Origin of the sequence: Caballeronia sp. Lep1P3, from assembly GCF_022879595.1 — a bacterium.
In the GTDB taxonomy this organism is placed as follows: domain Bacteria; phylum Pseudomonadota; class Gammaproteobacteria; order Burkholderiales; family Burkholderiaceae; genus Caballeronia.
The window spans coordinates 1,004,601-1,022,534 of the sequence record NZ_CP084265.1 but is presented as its reverse complement, the minus strand read 5'-3'; the positions used below and the strand labels follow the sequence as shown (position 1 = coordinate 1,022,534).

18 protein-coding genes are annotated in these 17,934 nt (G+C 64.9%); 3 read left to right on the top strand and 15 right to left on the bottom strand.

The features are described 5' to 3' along the window. Positions 1-3: 3 nt before the first annotated feature. The 11 genes from LDZ27_RS04790 to LDZ27_RS04740 all read right to left on the bottom strand — a co-directional run bounded on the left by LDZ27_RS04790 (position 4) and on the right by LDZ27_RS04740 (position 8,821). Positions 4-657, bottom strand: coding sequence for a sigma-E factor negative regulatory protein (locus LDZ27_RS04790; RefSeq protein ID WP_244815569.1), 654 nt, complete (start codon positions 655-657; stop codon positions 4-6). Between the two features lie 84 nt (positions 658-741). Beyond that, positions 742-1,341, bottom strand: a complete 600-nt coding sequence (gene rpoE, locus LDZ27_RS04785) for an RNA polymerase sigma factor RpoE (protein ID WP_159836660.1) — start codon at positions 1,339-1,341, stop codon at positions 742-744. Between the two features lie 94 nt (positions 1,342-1,435). Beyond that, positions 1,436-1,900 (bottom strand): protein YgfX, encoded by a 465-nt coding sequence (locus LDZ27_RS04780; RefSeq protein ID WP_244815568.1) that lies wholly within the window; start codon positions 1,898-1,900, stop codon positions 1,436-1,438. A gap of 31 nt (positions 1,901-1,931) precedes the next feature. Beyond that, positions 1,932-3,170: a beta-ketoacyl-ACP synthase II gene (gene fabF / locus LDZ27_RS04775; RefSeq protein ID WP_244815567.1), complete on the bottom strand. Its 1,239-nt coding sequence runs from the start codon at positions 3,168-3,170 to the stop codon at positions 1,932-1,934. 158 nt (positions 3,171-3,328) lie between these two features. Then, positions 3,329-3,568, bottom strand: coding sequence for an acyl carrier protein (gene acpP / locus LDZ27_RS04770; protein WP_004197638.1), 240 nt, complete (start codon positions 3,566-3,568; stop codon positions 3,329-3,331). Between the two features lie 243 nt (positions 3,569-3,811). Continuing rightward, positions 3,812-4,552: a 3-oxoacyl-ACP reductase FabG gene (gene fabG / locus LDZ27_RS04765; RefSeq protein ID WP_244815566.1), complete on the bottom strand. Its 741-nt coding sequence runs from the start codon at positions 4,550-4,552 to the stop codon at positions 3,812-3,814. Between the two features lie 11 nt (positions 4,553-4,563). Beyond that, positions 4,564-5,496 (bottom strand): ACP S-malonyltransferase, encoded by a 933-nt coding sequence (gene fabD / locus LDZ27_RS04760; RefSeq protein WP_244815565.1) that lies wholly within the window; start codon positions 5,494-5,496, stop codon positions 4,564-4,566. A gap of 131 nt (positions 5,497-5,627) precedes the next feature. Beyond that, a complete protein-coding gene (locus LDZ27_RS04755) occupies positions 5,628-6,617 on the bottom strand; it encodes a beta-ketoacyl-ACP synthase III (RefSeq protein ID WP_244815564.1) in 990 nt (329 codons plus the stop codon). Beyond that, a complete protein-coding gene (plsX, locus tag LDZ27_RS04750) occupies positions 6,617-7,747 on the bottom strand; it encodes a phosphate acyltransferase PlsX (protein WP_244815563.1) in 1,131 nt (376 codons plus the stop codon). The genes LDZ27_RS04755 and plsX overlap by 1 nt, the downstream gene beginning before the upstream one ends. Before the next feature lie 139 nt (positions 7,748-7,886). Further along, positions 7,887-8,066: a 50S ribosomal protein L32 gene (gene rpmF / locus LDZ27_RS04745; protein ID WP_244815562.1), complete on the bottom strand. Its 180-nt coding sequence runs from the start codon at positions 8,064-8,066 to the stop codon at positions 7,887-7,889. 134 nt (positions 8,067-8,200) lie between these two features. Continuing rightward, positions 8,201-8,821, bottom strand: a complete 621-nt coding sequence (locus LDZ27_RS04740) for a DUF177 domain-containing protein (protein WP_244815561.1) — start codon at positions 8,819-8,821, stop codon at positions 8,201-8,203. Between the two features lie 385 nt (positions 8,822-9,206). Between LDZ27_RS04740 and LDZ27_RS04735 the strand changes: the two genes are divergently transcribed. Continuing rightward, positions 9,207-9,818: a Maf-like protein gene (locus LDZ27_RS04735; protein WP_244815560.1), complete on the top strand. Its 612-nt coding sequence runs from the start codon at positions 9,207-9,209 to the stop codon at positions 9,816-9,818. Next, positions 9,815-10,534 carry an SAM-dependent methyltransferase gene (locus LDZ27_RS04730; RefSeq protein ID WP_244815559.1) on the top strand — a complete coding sequence of 240 codons (720 nt, stop codon included), beginning with the start codon at positions 9,815-9,817 and terminating at the stop codon, positions 10,532-10,534. The genes LDZ27_RS04735 and LDZ27_RS04730 overlap by 4 nt, the downstream gene beginning before the upstream one ends. Positions 10,535-10,538: 4 nt before the next feature. Here the strand turns inward: LDZ27_RS04730 and LDZ27_RS04725 are convergent, their stop codons facing one another. The 4 genes from LDZ27_RS04725 to LDZ27_RS04710 are packed head-to-tail and all read right to left on the bottom strand — an operon-like array spanning position 10,539 to position 13,590. Beyond that, entirely contained in the window at positions 10,539-11,507 is a 969-nt protein-coding gene (locus LDZ27_RS04725; RefSeq protein ID WP_244815558.1) for a S49 family peptidase, read from the bottom strand. 47 nt (positions 11,508-11,554) lie between these two features. Then, complete coding sequence (locus LDZ27_RS04720) at positions 11,555-11,938, bottom strand: Rieske 2Fe-2S domain-containing protein (RefSeq protein WP_244815557.1); 384 nt, start codon at positions 11,936-11,938, stop codon at positions 11,555-11,557. Beyond that, positions 11,935-12,594 (bottom strand): HAD-IA family hydrolase, encoded by a 660-nt coding sequence (locus LDZ27_RS04715; protein ID WP_244815556.1) that lies wholly within the window; start codon positions 12,592-12,594, stop codon positions 11,935-11,937. The genes LDZ27_RS04720 and LDZ27_RS04715 overlap by 4 nt, the downstream gene beginning before the upstream one ends. Beyond that, positions 12,595-13,590, bottom strand: coding sequence for an RluA family pseudouridine synthase (locus LDZ27_RS04710; protein ID WP_244815555.1), 996 nt, complete (start codon positions 13,588-13,590; stop codon positions 12,595-12,597). It lies immediately after the preceding gene. 935 nt (positions 13,591-14,525) lie between these two features. On the opposite strand from LDZ27_RS04710, the gene LDZ27_RS04705 reads away from it, so the two are divergent. Continuing rightward, a complete protein-coding gene (locus LDZ27_RS04705; RefSeq protein ID WP_244815554.1) occupies positions 14,526-17,903 on the top strand; it encodes an Rne/Rng family ribonuclease in 3,378 nt (1,125 codons plus the stop codon). The last annotated feature ends 31 nt before the right edge of the window (positions 17,904-17,934 follow it).

The window sequence follows — 17,934 nt, the reverse complement described above, 5'->3', positions numbered from 1 at the left end:
CAGTTATTGGCTCTGCGAAGTCACCGCCGCGCGGATCAGAGGCATGGACCCGGGCATCGCAGGCTGCTGCGAGAACTGCTGATGCGCTTCCAGGTATTGATCGAGATTCGCGTCGCGGATGATGTTCGCTTCGACGACCGGCGTTCCGGTGGTCGCCACGGGCACCGATGCAAGCGCGACGCGCTGCACGGAATCCGCCTGCGCGACGCTTGCCACCTGCGCACCGGAATGGCTTCCGATGCCCTGGAGTTGCGGCACGACGATCCACGTGAGCGTGGCGGCAGCCGCCGCGACGGCAAAAGCCGGCACGACGCGGCGACGCAGCACGCCGCCGCGCGCCTTTGCCGCCGCTGCGGGAAGCGCCGCCGGAGCGAGCACATGCGCTTCGGCTTCGAAACGCGCCGAGAACGACGCCATGAACGCGCTGCTGCGCGCCGGGCTTTCGGCGAGATCGTCCGAGCGCAAGGCGTCGCCGATCAGGTGATAGTCGGACCAGACGGCGCGGTCCGCGCTTGTCAGTCCCGCGAGAAACTGGCTGATATTTCCGATTTCGTCGAGCGATTCGCCGTCGGCGAACGCCGACATGCGCTCGCCGCGCGAATTCGCCTGTGCATTTGCGCGCGCATTTGCTTCCGATTGCACCGAGACCGACACCATGATGCTCCTCAATCCTTTGATACCACCCCGTAGTGACACCAACTAACCCAGATATCGCGTCCCTGCCCCGAGGTTTTCGCCGCCTTACCAGCGCTTGCCTTCGGGAGTGTCCAACAACGGACGCAATTTTGCCGCAATGGCTTCCCGAGCACGAAAAATTCTCGATCTGACGGTGCCGATCGGGCAGTCCATCATCTCCGCGATTTCCTCGTAACTCAATCCTTCTATTTCCCGAAGCGTGATGGCGGTGCGCAGTTCCTCGGGCAGCAACGCCATGGCAGCGTTGACCGTCTGAGCGATCTGCTTGCTCATCAACATCGACTCGGGCGTGTTGATATCCCTTAGTTGGTCGGCGTCGGAGAAAGTTTCCGCTTCTTCCGCATCTGCTTCGGTAGAAGTGGGAGCGCGGCGTCCCTGCGTCGCGAGGTAGTTCTTCGCGGTGTTGACGGCGATGCGATACAGCCAGGTATAGAACGCGGATTCGCCCCGGAACTGCGGCAGCGCGCGGTAGGCCTTGATGAAGGCGTCCTGGGCGACGTCCTCGACTTCTGCAGGGTCGCGCACGAGGCGCGAGATCAGTCGAATGATCTTGCGGTGGTATTTGGCGACCAGCAGTTCGAACGCGGCTTTGTCACCCTTTTGCACGCGTTCGACCAGCACTTGGTCGATTTCTTTTTCGCTCACCTGGAATCCGTTTGACTTGGGGCTGTTGCGCGGACGGCTATTGTAGCGTTATGGACTTCGCGTTATCCCGAGTGCTCATCGACCGTTACAGTCGTTACAGGTACGCGCCCGCTGCGCGGCGGGCGCGCACGCAAAGCTGGCGGAAGGTGTCGGGATCGAGGCAATCCGCGGCGACGACGAGCGTTTGCGCGCCGCCTTTTTCCGATGACAAGGAAAGCGTGAGCAGCCGCCCGCCCCACTGCGCGCAACCGACGATGCGCCGGTACTGCGAGGTTCCCGCGCGCTCCCAGACGGTCAGCCCGTCTGCGTGCAGGCCGATGGCGACCGGCTGGCGGCGCGTCCAGCGCACCGCCGCAAGCGCGAGCCCGGCGACGCACGCGAGCGACGCGACCGTCGCGTGAAGAAGCCCGAACCGCGCGAACACGGTTTTGAAGACTGCCGCGCCGGCCACCGCGACGAAAGCGCCGAGCGCACCGAGCAGAAAACGCGACGGCCGCATCGGAACGCGCGGCGGCGTGCCGGCTTCCCGATGCGGCCGATTTTCAAGCGCGCCCGTCATCGCAATCCCCGTCCCGACGAGCGCACCGTGCTCAATGACGCTTAAAGACGAGTGAGCCGTTCGTGCCGCCGAAGCCGAACGAGTTCTTCACCGCGACATCGATCTTCATTTCGCGCGCGGTGTTCGCGCAGTAGTCCAGGTCGCACTGCGGATCCTGGTTGAAGATGTTGATGGTCGGCGGCGAGATCTGGTTGTGCACGGCCAGCACGGTGAACACCGATTCGAGCCCGCCCGCGCCGCCCAGCAGGTGGCCGGTCATCGACTTCGTGGAGTTCACGACGACGTTCTTCGCGTGATCGCCGAGCGCGCGCTTGATGCCGATGGTTTCCGCGATGTCGCCCAGCGGCGTCGACGTGCCGTGCGCGTTCACGTAGTTGACTTCGTCCGCGTTGACCTTCGCGTTCTTCAGCGCGTTGACCATCGCGCGGCGGCCGCCGTCGCCGTCTTCCGGCGGCGCAGTCATGTGATAGGCGTCGCCGCTCATGCCGTAGCCGAGGACTTCCGCGTAGATTTTCGCGCCGCGCGCCTTCGCGTGTTCGTATTCTTCGAGCACCATGACGCCCGCGCCTTCTCCGAGCACGAAGCCGTCGCGGTCGGTGTCCCACGGACGGCTGGCGGTCGCCGGATCGTCGTTACGCTGCGAGAGCGCGCGCGCCGCCGCGAAGCCGCCGATGCCGAGCGGCGAAACCGTGGCTTCCGCGCCGCCCGCGATCATGACGTCGGCGTCGCCGTATTCGATCAGGCGCGACGCCTCGCCGATGCAGTGCAGGCCGGTCGTGCAGGCCGTGACCATCGACAGGTTCGGGCCTTTGAGACCGAAGCGGATGGACAGGTGTCCGGAGATCATGTTGATGATCGACGCCGGCACGAAGAACGGCGAAATGCGGCGCGGACCGCGATTGAGCAGTTCCGTCTGCGTGACTTCGATCATCGGCAGCCCGCCGATGCCCGAGCCGACCACGACGCCCACGCGCTCCGCATTGTCGCCGGTGATTTCGAGGCCGCTGTCCTGCATGGCCTGGACGCCCGCTGCGAAGCCGTAATGGATAAAGGTATCCATGTGACGCGCTTCCTTGGCGGGCATGTAGTCTTCGATGCTGAAGCCCTTCACCTCGCCCGCGAAACGCGTGGAGAAGTTCGCGGCGTCGAACTTCGTGATGTTGGCGATGCCCGACTTGCCCGCCACCAGATTGGCCCAGCCGTCGGCAACGGTATTGCCGACAGGCGACACGAGCCCAAGGCCTGTAACAACAACTCGACGACGGCTCACGGTAACCCCTTATCCATAGAATGACAAAAAGCAAAAGCCACAGCGGCCACAGGAAACCGCCCTGTGTGCCCTGTGGCTGTTAAATCGGTCAACAGCGCGGTCCCTGCAGCGACGCTGCTTCAATCTCGAAGAGCGACGGGTCGCTGGCGCGTCCGGCCTTAAGCCTTGACGTTGGCGCGAGCGTAGTCGATCGCTTGCTGAACCGTGGTGATCTTTTCGGCCTCTTCATCGGGGATTTCCATGCCGAACTCGTCTTCCAGCGCCATCACCAGTTCGACGGTATCGAGCGAGTCAGCGCCCAGGTCGTTCACGAACGATGCTTCGTTCTTGATTTCGGCTTCCGCCACGCCCAGTTGTTCGGCGACGATCTTCTTCACGCGCTGTTCGATGTTATCCATGCAGCCCTCCGAGGGAATAAAAGTTCAAAAATACGAGTGCGCGCATTTTATCAGGTTTGTACCCGCAAAATACGGCGCGTCAGTTCCGTGCGCCGCCGCCCGCTGCGCTTCATCAAGAGCGCTGGCGGCACGGGGCGCATCGTTCGTTGCTGCCGCGCTTTCGGCGGAACGCGCATGCCCGTCAGAGCATTTTGCGCGCCCGTCTGCCGCGCGGATATTAAGCGAATTTCGGCGAAATGCCTATTACATGTACATGCCGCCGTTCACGTGCAGCGTCGTGCCCGTGATGTAGCCGGCGAACGGCGACGCCAGGAACGCCACCGCATGCGCGATATCGTCGGGACTGCCGAGCCGCCCGAGCGGAATCTGCGCCGTGAGCGCCGTGCGCTGCTCTTCCGGCAGGACCTTGGTCATGTCGGTGTCGATGAATCCCGGCGCGATGCAATTCACCGTGATGCCGCGGCTGCCGATCTCGCGCGCGAGCGCCCGCGTCATGCCCGCGACGCCGGCCTTCGCCGCCGCGTAGTTCGCCTGCCCCGGATTGCCCGAGCTGCCAACCACCGACGTGATATTGATGATTCGCCCGCCGCGTGCCTTCATCATCGGGCGCAGCACGGCGCGCGAGAGACGGAACACGGCGCGCAGGTTGGTGTCGATGACGGCGTCGAATTCGTCGTCTTTCATGCGCATCGCGAGTTGATCCTTCGTGATGCCCGCGTTGTTCACGAGAATGCCGAGGCCGCCGAATTCCTTCACGGTTGCGTCGATGAACGCATCGGCCGCTGCCGCGTCGTTCACGTTCAGCACCGCGCCACGGCCCTTGCCGCCCGCCTGCGCCAGCGCGTCGCCGATGCCCGCCGCGCCGCTTTCGCTCGTCGCCGTGCCGATGACCGTTGCGCCCTGCCGCGCGAGTTCGAGCGCGATCGCACGCCCGATGCCCCGCGACGCGCCCGTGACGATGGCTACCTGATTGTCCAAGTTCATGTGGTTCTCTCTTATCCAGCGATCAGTTTGCGCGTTTCTTCGAGCGATGCCGGATCGAAGATCGAGCCGCCGACCAGATTGCCGTCGATGCGCTTCGTGAGACCTGCCAGCACTTTGCCCGGCCCGCATTCGATGACGTGCGTGACGCCTTCGCGCGCCATCGCCTGAACGCATTCGACCCAGCGCACGGGGCCCGCGGCCTGGCGCACGAGCGCGTCCTTGATCGCAGCCGGTTCGGAGACGTTCGCCACGTCGACGTTATTGATCAGCGGAATGCGCGGCGCCTGAATCTCGACCTTCGCGAGATAGTCGCGCAACTGGTCGGACGCGGGCTTGAGCAGCGACGAGTGAAACGGCGCCGACACGGGCAGCGGCAACGCACGCTTCGCGCCCTTTGCCTTCGCGACTTCGCACGCCTTTTCGACGCCCGCCTTCGCACCCGCGATCACCACTTGCGACGGCGCGTTGAAGTTGACCGCTTCGACGACACCCGCCGACGAAGCCTCGGCGCACACCGCGCGCACGGTGTCGTCGTCGAGGCCGAGAATCGCCGCCATGCCGCCCTCACCGACCGGCACCGCGCTTTGCATGGCCTGCGCGCGAAAGCGCACGAGCGGCACGGCATCCGCGAAAGCGAGCGCGCCCGCCGCAACGAGGGCCGTGTATTCGCCGAGGCTGTGGCCGGCGACGAGCGCGGGCGCGAGGTCCGTTTCCTTTTCCCACACGCGATAGATCGCGTAAGCCGCCGTCAACATGACGGGCTGCGTATTCGTCGTCAGATTGAGTTCTTCGGCCGGGCCTTCTGCGATCAGCTTGCCGAGATCCTGGCCGAGCGCATCAGATGCCTGCTGTACGGTCTCGCGCACCACGGCGTGATCGGCGAAGGCGTTGAGCATGCCGATCGATTGCGAGCCCTGACCGGGGAAAACGAACGCGAATTTCATGTCGTCCTCGTTGGATTGGAATGATCCGAGTGTCTTCACGCCCTGCGCGCCGGCCGCGCGATCGTGCGGCGCACGGCGGCTGTCGTGAAGAGGATCAGTTGCAGATTAGTAGAGGGTGATGGATGAACGTATCAATAGCGGAAGACCGACGCGCCCCAGGTGAAGCCGCCGCCGACGCCTTCGATCAGCACGTTCTGGCCGCGCTTGATGCGGCCGTCGCGCACGGCGACGTCCAGCGCGAGCGGAATCGATGCCGCCGAGGTATTGCCGTGATCGCCGACCGTCACGACCATGCGTTCCATCGGCAGATGCAGCTTGCGGGCCGTGCTCTGCATGATGCGGATATTCGCCTGATGCGGAATGAGCCAGTCGATTTCCTGCGGCGTGAGGCGCGCCTTCTGCAGCGCCTCGATCGCGACCTTCTCCAACACGTTGACCGCGAGCTTGAACACCGCCTGCCCGTCCATGTGGAGGAACGCGCTGCCGCTGACGATGCCGCCGTTCACGTTGCCCGGCGTGCAGAGAATGTCGGCGTAGCTGCCGTCCGCATGCAGCGCGCTCGCCAGCACGCCCGGCTCTTCCGACGCCTGCAGGACGACCGCGCCCGCGCCGTCGCCGAACAGCACGCAGGTGGTGCGGTCCTTGAAGTCGAGAATGCGCGAAAACGTTTCCGCGCCGACGACGAGCGCGGTGCGATACATGCCGCTGCGGATGAAGCTGTCTGCCGTGGCCATGCCATACGCGAAGCCCGAGCAGACGGCCTGCACATCCATTGCCGCGCCGTTGTTCTTGATGCCCAGCTTGTTCTGCAAGAGACAGGCGGTGCTCGGAAACACGAAGTCCGGCGTGGACGTGGCGACGATGATGAGGTCGATCGACTGCGGATCGATGCCCGCCGCCGCGATGGCCTTCTGCGATGCGATCAGCGCGAGATCGCTGGTGGTCTGATCCGGAGCCGCGAAGTGCCGCGCATGAATGCCGGTGCGCGCGACGATCCACTCGTCGCTCGTTTCGACGCCCTGCTGCGCGAGACGGTCCGCCAATGCCTGATTCGTGATGCGTTCGGACGGCAGATAGCTGCCGGTGCCCAGCACGCGAGCGTAGAGATTGGATTGAGCCATTATGCCTTCGTGGGTAGCGCGGTGCCGGACGCGTCCGGCGGGTTTGGCGAGGAGTTCGGCTGCGGTGCGGGCGCACTGGCCGATGCATCCGTAGCGGTTGCGCTCGTGCCGGCGTCGGGCGCGGGCTGCGCATTCTCTTCCATCGCGCGCACGAGGCGCTCGAGCACGCCATTTTTGACGGCATCATACCCGCGTTTGATCGCCCACTCAAAGCCGTAGGCTTCCGCGGAACCGTGACTTTTGATGACCAGGCCGCGCAGTCCGAGCAGCGCCGCGCCGTTGTATTGCGCGGGATCGACGCGCCTTCGGAAGCGCTTGAGCACGGGCATCGCGACGAGCGCGATCAGCTTGCTCGAGAACGAGCGCGTGAACTCTTCCTTGATCATGTCGGAGAGCATCTTCGCGAGACCTTCGGAGGTCTTCAACGCGACGTTGCCGACGAAGCCATCGCACACGACGACATCGGTCGTGCCTTTGTAGATGTCGTTGCCTTCCACATTGCCGTAGAAGTTGAGCGTGCTCGCGCGCAGCAGCTCGCCCGCGCGCTTGATCGTTTCGTTGCCCTTGATGACTTCTTCGCCGATGTTGAGCAGCCCGATGGTCGGCCGCTCGCGCCCTTCGATCGCGGATACGAGCGCGTGGCCCATCTCCGCGAACTGGAGCAGATGCTCGGGCTCGCAATCGACGTTCGCGCCCAGATCGAGCACGGTCGTATAGCCCTTCTGACTGGGCATGGCGAACGCGATGGCCGGCCGTTCGATGCCCGCGAGCGTCTTCAGCACGTAGCGCGACACGGCCATCAACGCGCCGGTATTGCCGGCTGAAATGCAGGTCTGCGCCTCGCCCTCTTTCACGAGGTTGAGCGCGACGCGCATCGACGAATCTTTCTTCTTGCGCAGCGCGACCTCGACCGGGTCGTCCATCGCGACGACTTCGGTCGCGGGGACCACGGTCAGGCGCGGCTCGTCCTGCGCCTTGGCCTTTTTCAGTTGAGCGCGAATCGCCTGCTCGATGCCGACGAGCATCAGGTGCGCGTCGGGATGCGAGCGCACGAAATTGACAGCGGCGGGAACGGTCACGGCCGGACCGTGGTCGCCTCCCATGCAGTCAATGGTTATCTTTACGGTCATGGAAAGCGACGAATTTCAGGCACAAAAAAGCGGCAGTGAAATGCCGCCTTCTTGTCGTACCGGGAAAGTGTCAACGGCGTGCCAGGCGCGAACCACCGCGAAGCGGCGATGCACACGCAGCAAAGCGCGGAACGAACGCTTAGTCGTTCTTCGTCTTGACGACTTTCTTGCCACGATAGTAGCCGCTCGGGCTCACGTGGTGGCGCATATGCACTTCGCCCGTGCTCGGCTCGACAGCCAGCGGCGCCGTCGAGAGGAAGTCGTGGGAACGGTGCATGCCGCGCTTCGACGGCGACTTCTTGTTTTGCTGAACTGCCATGATTACTCCAGAAAAATTTTGCGAATTCTAACACAGGGCGGCCAGCCTCCGCGTTCGCGAAGGAACCCCGGCCTTCCCGGACCACCGCTCGAAGCGGGAGATTGCGTGCGGCCTAACTGCGCCCCACTGCACCATCAATGCTTCTTGCCCTCCGGACCGCTCGTCTTGAGCTTCTCCAGAACGGCAAACGGATTCGGTTTCTCAGCTTCTTCCTCGCCGCTTTCTTCGGCCTCGCCCTCTACGCTGCCCGAAAGCAGACTCTCGTGCACTTCGGGACAGACGCTGTGCTTGGGCACGAGCGGCAAGGAAAGCAACAACTCTTCTTCGATCAAGTCGACGAGATCGAACTGGCGCGAGCCGACGATCACTTCGATTTCATCTTCGTCGAGCGGATATTCGTCCGCTTCTTCCTCCGTCGCCACGATCCGGTACGTCGCGTCGACGTCGAGATGCTGCGAATACGGCGAAAGACAGCGCTGACACGTCAGCCACACCGAGCCATGCACCGCGAGGCGCAGATAAGGCTGCGGCGCTTCCGTGCCGTCGTCCTGCAATTCCGGCTGGGTCGAGCCCTCGCCCTGCCAGGTGAAGACCGTGTCGTCCTCTGGCGCTTCCGCCGGCACTTCGGCTAACATGCGCGGCATTTGCGATACGCGCAGCGCGCCGGCCGCCTGCCGTTTGTTCTCGGCGAAGTCGTAAATGTCGAGCGCGCGCAGATCGGCGGGGCTCGCAGGTTTGCCAGGATTCTGAGTCATGTGCGCTCCTGCCTCATGCCGTGCGTTATACGTGCTTTTCAGCGCAATTCAGTTTTATCGGGCCGGCGCCTGCATCGAAATGCTGACGTGCAATGCGCCACGTTTTAGCCGCATTCTGCCGGATGTGCCACGGTGCAAGTATGCACCGGCCGCCGCCGAAAGGCAGGCGTGGCTTGCCCGAATTGCATCGTCCTGCGTTCGTACAGATTGCTTCAGGTTCTTTGAGCGTCGGCGCGAACTCTAGAGCTCGCAAAGCTCATCAGCCAAAGCGAAGCTGACCAGGCGATGAAAAGCCCAAAATCATATAGTCTTTGTTCTTTCGAGTCAAATAGTTAAGGCTGCGCGCGCGACGCGTCGTTTTTCTTCCACCGTCCCTGATTTTTCCATGCCGATTCCCACCTCACCGCGCCTCGTCCTGGCGTCCAGTTCGCCGTATCGGCGCGAGTTGCTCGAACGCCTGCGCGTTCCGTTCGACGTCGTTTCGCCCGATATCGACGAAACGCCGCTCCCCGGCGAGACGCCCGAAGCCACCGCCGTGCGGCTTTCCATTGCGAAGGCGCGCGCGGCCGCGCAACGCATCGCCGATGCGGGCAACGCGCTCGTCATCGGGTCCGATCAGGTTGCGACCTTCGATGGCCGTCAGATCGGCAAGCCGGGCACGCACGAAAACGCCGTCGCGCAGCTTCGGTCGATGCGCGGCCGCAGCGTCGAGTTTCACAGCGCGCTCGCCCTCTTCGACGCGCGCACGGGCGACGTGCAATCCGCCGACATCGTCACGCGCGTGCGCTTCCGCGATTATTCCGACGCCGAAATCGAAGCGTATCTGCGCGCCGAAACGCCCTACGACTGCGCGGGCAGCGCGAAATCCGAGGGTCTGGGCATCGCGCTGCTCGACGCGATCGCGTCCGACGACCCGACCGCGCTCATCGGCTTGCCGCTCATCGCGCTCGCGAAGATGCTGCGCGCCGTGCGTTTTCCGATGCTGGGGGCGGCATGAGCGGCGTTCTCTATTTGATTCCGAACACGCTCGGCGAAGGCGACGCCGCCGCGCTCGCGCACGTTCTGCCGGAGCCGGTGCGCGCGCAGGCGGCGGCGCTCGGCTATTACATCGGCGAAAACGCGAAAACCACGCGTGCGTTTCTCAAGAAAGTCGGCACGCAACGGCCGATTCAGGAAATCGAGATTCGCGAACTGAACGTGAACACGCCGCCCGCCGAGATCGACAAACTGCTCGCGCCGATTCTCGCGGGCGCCGACGCGGGCCTCGTCTCTGAAGCCGGCTGCCCCGCCGTCGCGGATCCGGGCGCACTGCTCGTGCGGCGCGCGCACGCGCGCGGCGTCAAGGTGGTGCCCTTCGTCGGGCCGAGTTCGATTCTGCTCGCGCTGATGGCCTCGGGCATGAACGGCCAGAGCTTCGCGTTCAACGGCTATCTACCCGTCGATGCCGGCGAGCGCGGCAAGCGCCTGCGCGAACTGGAACAACTGTCGCGCAAGGCGAACCAGACGCAGATTTTCATCGAAACGCCGTACCGCAATCGCGCGATGCTCGACACGCTCGTCGCGACGTGCGCGCCTTCCACGCTGATCTGCGTGGCCGTCGATCTGACACTTGCCGGCGAAACCATCGTCACGCGCACGGCGGCGGACTGGAAAAAGCAGGCCGCGCCGGACCTGCACAAGCGCCCGGCGATCTTTCTGCTGCTCGCGTCGTAGCGCGTCAGCGCAATTGCAGCTTGCCGCCGAGCGTGAGCGCGCGCACGGCGGCATCGCCCACGGAGGCTCCGAAGCGACGCACCACGCGCTCGCCGATGCTCTCCTTCTGCGTGTAATCGACGATATCGGTTTGTTTGATGACTTCGCGCGCGACGTAGTCGGCGTCGCCGAAGCCGTCGGCCAGGCCGAGCGCCACGCTCTTTTCGCCCGTCCAGAACATGCCGGAGAACAGGTCCGGATCGTCCTTCAGGCGCTTGCCGCGCCCCTCTTTTACGGCGTCGATGAACTGCGCGTGAATCTGGTCGAGCATGTCCTGCGCGTGCGCGGTCATTTGCGGCGTTTCGGGCGAAAACGGATCGAACGCGCCCTTGTTCGCGCCTGACGTGTGCATGCGCCGCTGTACGCCCAGCTTGTCCATGAGTCCGGTGAAGCCGAAACCGTCCATCAGCACGCCGATCGACCCGACGATGCTGGCTTTATCGACGTAAATCCGGTCCGCCGCCGCCGCGACGTAATAGCCGCCGGACGCGCACATGTCGTCGACGACGACATAGAGCGGCGTCTTCGGATACTTCGCGCGCAGCCGGCGAATGTCGCGATTGATGATGCCCGCCTGCACCGGACTGCCGCCCGGACTGTTGATGCGCAGGATCACGCCCGCCGTGCCTTCGTCCTCGAATGCGCTTTCGAGCGCGGCGTCGATGTTGTCGGCGCTCGCGTCGCTGTTCGCGGCGATCTCGCCCTGCATGTCGATGAGCGCGGTGTGCTTGCCGGATTTCGTCACGCGATCGCCGGTGAAATCGAACACGCCCCACGCGATCAGCAGGATGACCGCGAGAAAGACGAAGCGAAAGAAGATGCGCCAGCGGCGCGCGGCGCGCTGCTCGCGGATGGCGGCGAGCGCAATGCGCTCGAGCGCGTCGCGTTCCCAGTGGTCGTCGCGGCGCGGATTGGGCGAAAGGTTGTCGGACATGCGTGGTCTTCCGGTCGTGAAGCCGGGTCAGAAAAGAAAAAGGGAAATCAGGCGGGGCTGAGCGTGTCGTCGGGCAGCCAGAAGACCGCGCGGCCTTCCGGCGTCTCGCGTTCTTCGACCGCGACGGGCCGGAGCCGCGCGCCGCGGCACGGGCCGCCGACGCACTTTCCGGTGTCCGGCTCGTAGATCGCGCCGTGCGTCGCGCACATCAGATAAAGCCCCGAGCTTTCGAAGAACTGGCCTTCGGCCCAGTCGAGTTCCATCGGAACGTGCGCGCAGCGGTTCAGATAGCCGTAGGCCTTGCCGTCGAAACGCACGAAGAAGACGACCGCCTCGCCGCTCGCTTCCTTCGCGTTGATGCGCACGCCCGCGCCGCCGTCGACGAGTTCATCGGACGCGCACACGCGCACCGCGTTGCCTGCATCGCTCATGCGTGCTCCCGCAGCCAGCCGGCGAGCGACGCGACGCTATCCGCGCAAAAGCGCGGCTCGAGCGCCGCGAGCGAATCCGCCGGATGCGCGCCGTAAGCGACGCCCACGCCCGCTGCGCCCGCGTTGATGGCCATTTGCAGATCGTGCGTGGTGTCGCCGATCATCAGCGTGCGCGACAAATCCTGCCCCAGTTCGCGCGTGAGTTCCTGAAGCATCGCGGGATGCGGCTTCGAGAAGGTTTCGTCGGCGCAGCGCGTGCCGTCGAAGAGGCTCGTGAGCCGCGACTGATCGAGCGCGCGGTTCAGCCCGACGCGGCTCTTGCCCGTCGCGACCGCCAGGAAATAGCCTTCGTCGCGCAGTTCCTGCAGCAGTTCGCGCACGCCGCCGAAGAGTTCGGTTTGCTGGCCCGTGGTCAGGAAATGGAAGCGATACCGCTCGGCGAGGCGCGGATAGTCCTTCGGATCGAGCGTCGGCGCGCAGATTTGCAGCGCGTCCTTGAGCCCGAGGCCAATCACGAAACTCGCGGATTCGTCGGCGGGAACCGGCAGGCCGAGGTCGCGGCACGCGGCCTGAATGCTGCGCGCGATGTGGACGGTCGAATCCATGAGCGTGCCGTCCCAGTCGAAGACGATCAAATCGAATTGCTGCCGGGCCATTTATGTCTCGCGGTTTTTGAGTTGTTCGATGAAACGCCGGCATTCGGCGGGCAGCGGCGCTTCGAGCTGCAGCGGCGCGCCCGTCGCCGGATGCGTGATTTTGAGGCGAAACGCGTGCAGAAACATGCGTTTGAGCGACGGCATCGCGTTCGGCCGCGCGAGTTCCTTGTTGAGCGCGAAGTCGCCGTATTTCGCGTCGCCGGCGATAGGCAGGCCGATGCTCTGCATGTGCACGCGAATCTGGTGCGTGCGGCCGGTCTTGAGTTCGGCCTCCACCCACGCGTAGTCGCCCCAGCGCTCGATCAGATTGAAGACCGTATGCGACGGCAAGCCGTTCTCCTGCACGCGCACGCGCCGCTCGCCGTCCGCCGCCACGTACTTGTGCAGCGGCGCCTTGACGATGCGCCGCCGGCCCCAGTCGCTCGGCCATTGTCCGTGACCGACCGCGTAATAACGCTTATCGACGCGGTTTTCGCGAATCTGCTCGTGCAGATGGACGAGCGCCGCGCGCTTTTTGGCGAGCATCAGCACGCCGGACGTTTCGCGGTCCAGCCGATGCACCAGTTCGAGAAACTTCGCGTGCGGCCGCGCGTTGCGCAACTGCTCGATGACGCCGAACGCGACGCCGCTGCCGCCATGCACGGCGACGCCCGAAGGTTTGTCGATGACGATGAGATGATCGTCTTCGAAAATAATCGGGAATTCGGCTGCGGGCGCGTTCGACGAAACCGGCACTTCGTCCGCCTGGGCGGTGCGGATTGGCGGCACGCGCACGAGATCGCCCAGTTCCAGCCGATATGCGGCGTCGATGCGTCCCTTGTTCACGCGCACTTCGCCGCTGCGCAAAATCCGGTAGATATGACTCTTGGGCACGCCCTTGCAGACGCGCAACAGGAAATTATCGATACGCTGACCGGCGGCGGATTCGTCGACTTCGATCATCGACACTTGCTCGCTTGCGACCTGTTTATGGGATATTTTGCCTAACTCATTCATTCTGAATATAATTTGCGAGCAGCCTGAAGGGCGGCGGCAATCTCTCGATGAGAACGAGCCTCCGCCACGATTGATCAGACTGTAAAGGTGCAAGCACGGTGCAAGCGATAAACCATCATTTTACTTGCGCCCAGGGCCGGTTGCTCGCCCGGTAAATGAGCAACGAGTTGCACGCACGGCGATATCACCGGCAGGGACGGCGCCCACAGGCGCGTTCGGTCGGGTCGATCGCCGATCGGTAACGGATTTCTGGTCAAAAAGAATTTTATCGGCGAGAAGCGGTGACACCCCGGCGTTGAATCCGGGGGCTGCCCGATTCAGCCCTGCCATGAGCATGGGGCGAAGACGGCACACCGGCGCTCGCCGATTTGCGAACAACTGGCGACGCAACTCGCTGCTGCGCTGATTCCGGCGAAGCGCGAGGCGCGAAACAAGCGTCGCAACGAGGCGAGACACGGCAAGCCGGCGGGGCAATCTGCCCGCGGCAGCCGCGCGGCATGTACGCGACAACGAAGATCGGTAACGAAGCATCGCGCCGGGTCACGCCGGTTTGCGCCGGTGTCGAGAGATACCGCTACCGCTCTTCCGTTCGCGGTCGCCGTCGGGAGGAAAAAGGCTCTGTATGAAGAGCGCAGCGGGTTCGGCGCGTCCATTTTGAGACGCGGAATCCCGAGCGCCGCCGTTCGTCCTCACCGCGGGCCGCATCGCCCCTGCGCGCCTTCCGTTGTCGCATGTGCCCCATGGCCCGGCCGCCGCGTTCGTCGGATCGAGGCCCGCTTTCGGCAATTCTCCCGCCAGATGTCCCGCTCCAGCGTGCTTTGTGACAACACACAATAAGCGCGGCATGTCCGCCCTCCCGCTTCGCGCGCCCGATGTCGATTCACCGGCGGCGATTCGCAAGACGAGGGACGGCATAGCCGCTCTGGAGCCGTTCAATGAAACGCATGCTGTTCAATGCGACGCAGCAGGAAGAACTCCGCGTCGCCATCGTCGATGGGCAGAAGCTCATCGATATCGACATCGAAACCGCCGGGCGCGAACAGCGCAAAGGCAACATCTACAAGGGAGTCGTCACCCGCATCGAGCCGTCGCTCGAAGCCTGCTTCGTCAACTACGGCGAGGACCGCCACGGCTTCCTGCCGTTCAAGGAAGTCGCCCGCCAGTATTTCCGCGACGGCGTCGATATGCGCTCCGCGCGCATTCAGGATGCACTCCGCGAAGGCCAGGAACTGATCGTTCAGGTCGAGAAGGAAGAGCGCGGCAATAAGGGCGCGGCGCTGACCACGTTCATCTCGCTCGCCGGCCGCTATCTCGTTCTGATGCCGAACAACCCGCGCGGCGGCGGCGTGTCGCGCCGCATCGAAGGCGACGAGCGGCAGGAACTGCGCGAAACCATGGCGCAGCTCGAATTGCCGGAAGGCATGAGCATCATCGCGCGCACGGCGGGCATCGGCCGCACGGCTGAAGAGCTGCAGTGGGACCTGAACTACCTGATGCAACTGTGGCGCGCGATCGAAGCCGCGTCGCAGAGCGGCGTCGCCGGCCAGCCGATGCTGATTTATCTCGAATCGAGCCTCGTCATCCGCGCGATTCGCGACTACTTCCAGCCGGATATCGGCGAAATTCTCATCGACACGACCGAAATCCATGATCAGGCGCGCGCCTTCATGGATATCGTGATGCCCGACAACCTGCAAAAGGTGAAGCGCTATCACGACGACGTGCCGCTCTTCTCGCGCTTCCAGATCGAGCATCAGATCGAAACGGCGTACTCGCGCACGGTGCCGCTGCCTTCCGGCGGCGCGATCGTGATCGATCACACCGAGGCGCTCGTCGCCATCGACGTGAACTCGGCGCGCGCGACCAAGGGCGCGGACATCGAGGAAACCGCGACGCGCACGAATCTCGAAGCCGCCGACGAAGTGGCGCGCCAGCTTCGCCTGCGCGATCTGGGCGGGCTGATCGTGATCGACTTCATCGACATGGAATCGGCCAAGAGCCAGCGCGAAGTCGAGCAACGCCTGAAAGACGCGTTGAAGCACGACCGCGCCCGCGTGCAGATGGGCAAGATTTCGCGCTTCGGTTTGATGGAACTGTCGCGTCAGCGTCTGCGTCCGGCGCTCTCCGAGGGCAGCCATGTGACGTGCCCGCGTTGCAATGGAACCGGCCATATCCGCGACACCGAATCGTCCGCGCTGCAAGTGCTGCGGATCATTCAGGAAGAAGCGATGAAGGAAAACACCGCGGCGATCCATTGCCAGGTGCCGGTCGAAGTCACCGCCTTCCTGCTCAACGAAAAGCGCTCGGAGATCAACAAGATCGAGTCGCGCTTCAAGGTCGCCGTCGTTCTGATCCCGAACAAGCATCTGGAGACGCCGCATTACAAGCTGGAGCGGCTGCGTCACGACGATGCACGCCTCGACGACCCGCGCGCGTCGTGGAAGATGGCCGTCGAAGCGGCGAGCGAACTGGAATCCGAAACGGGTTACAGCAAGCGCACCGAGGAAGTGAAGCCGAAGCAGGAAGCGGCTGTGAAGGGCATCACGCCCGAAAAGCCGGCGCCGAGCGCGCCGGTGAAACCCGCACCGGTCGAAGCCGCGCCCGCGCCCGCTCCGGCGCCTGTGCCGGCGAGCGGCGGTTTCATCGCGTGGATCAAGAATCTGTTCGGTATCCAGCCCGAAGTGAAGCCGGCGCCCGCGCCGGTCGAAGCGCAACCGGCGGCGCGTCCGCAGCGTGAGCGCGCCGAGCGCGGCGAACGCGCGGGCGGCGGCGATCGCAACCGGAATCGTCGCGGCGGCGCCGGTCGCGAAGGCGCGGCGGTGGGTACCGCGGGCGCGTCGGCGGGCGGTAATGGCGCAGCGCGCCAGGGCGCGCGCCGCGAGGAACGCGAAGGACGCAATGCGCGCGAAGGCCGCGAGTTGCGCGAAGTACGCGAGCCGCGTGAGGCGCGTGAACCGCGCGAGGCACGCGAACCGCGTGAGGCTCGCGAACCGCGCGAAACACGTGAAACCCGCGAGCCGCGTGAAGCACGCGAACCGCGCGAGGCTCGCGAACCGCGCGAAGCACGCGATCGCGGGCAGGAGCGGAACGCAGAGCGCGCTGCCCGTCCCGAAGCGGCAGAGCGTCAGGAACGACGCGAACGTGCCGAACGCCCGGAACGTGGCGAACGCGCCGAGCGGACGGAACGCCCCGAACGCGGCGAGCGTCGCAAGGCCCAGCCGGAAGCCGCAGTCGAAGCGCTGACGCAAAGCGAGACGGTTGCATCCGACATCGTCGAGACGCCGCAACTGGATGCCGATGTCACGCAGCAAGGCATCGACGCCGCCTCCGCCGACCTGTCCGCCGCCGCGCGTGAGGGCGAGGAGCGCCGTCGCCGCCGCCGTGGCCGTCGTGGTGGCCGCCGCGATCGCGACGAGGAAGGCATGACCGTCAACCATGCAGCCGATGTCGCCGAAGCCGAAGGCGCCGCTGAAAGCATGTCCGCGCAAGCCGGCGTGTTCGATGCCGAAGCCGCGCAGGAAGCCGCTGCGCGCCGCGAGACGCGCCCTGCCGCTGAGCAAGCGCATGAGCAGCCGCATGAGCAGCCGGTCGCGCAAATCGGCGACGCGAAGCCTGAGGCAATCGCGCCGGTCGAAGCGCCCCCGCAAGCGGATGTGTCCGAGGCGAAGGCTGAAGCAGACGCGCAAGTGAAGCCGGAAGCGGCGCCCGCGCCCGACATTTTCGCGAAGCCCGCGCCTGCGCCGGCCGTCGAGAATCCGTTCGGGGCGTCGCCGAAGATCGAGTCGACGCAGGTTGCCGATCCGTTCGCACCGGTCGCAGAGCAAGAGCCGAAGCCGGCTGCAGCCGCGGAGCCCGTGAAAGCCGCCGAAAGCGCCGAAGCCAACGAAGCCGCTCAGGTCTCCGAGCCGGTGAAAACGGCAGCCGTCGCTTCGACGCCGGCAGCGACGGCAGTCGAGCCGCTTGAGCCGATCGAGCCGATCCAGCCGCTTGAGCCGGTCCAGCCCGAAGCCGCGCCGGTCGCGAAGCCGCAAGTGACGATTCAGCCGCAAGTCGCGGTGGAATCCGAGCCGGTCAAGACCGCGGCGGTCGCGCGTGCGCCGGCTGCATCGGCGACGACGCCCGAAGCGCTCAAGCCGATGCTGGAGACGGCCGGCCTCGTCTGGGTCAACACCGATGCCGACAAGCTGCGCGAAGCCGACGCCGCCGCAGCGCGCGAGCCGGCGCCGGCCCGCGCGCCGCGCGAGCGCAAGCCGCTTCCGCCGCTCGACACCGCGCCGATGCAGCAGGTCGAAACCGGCAAGAGCGCGAACTAAAGCGCGAACTGAAGCGCAACCCGCGCGGCGA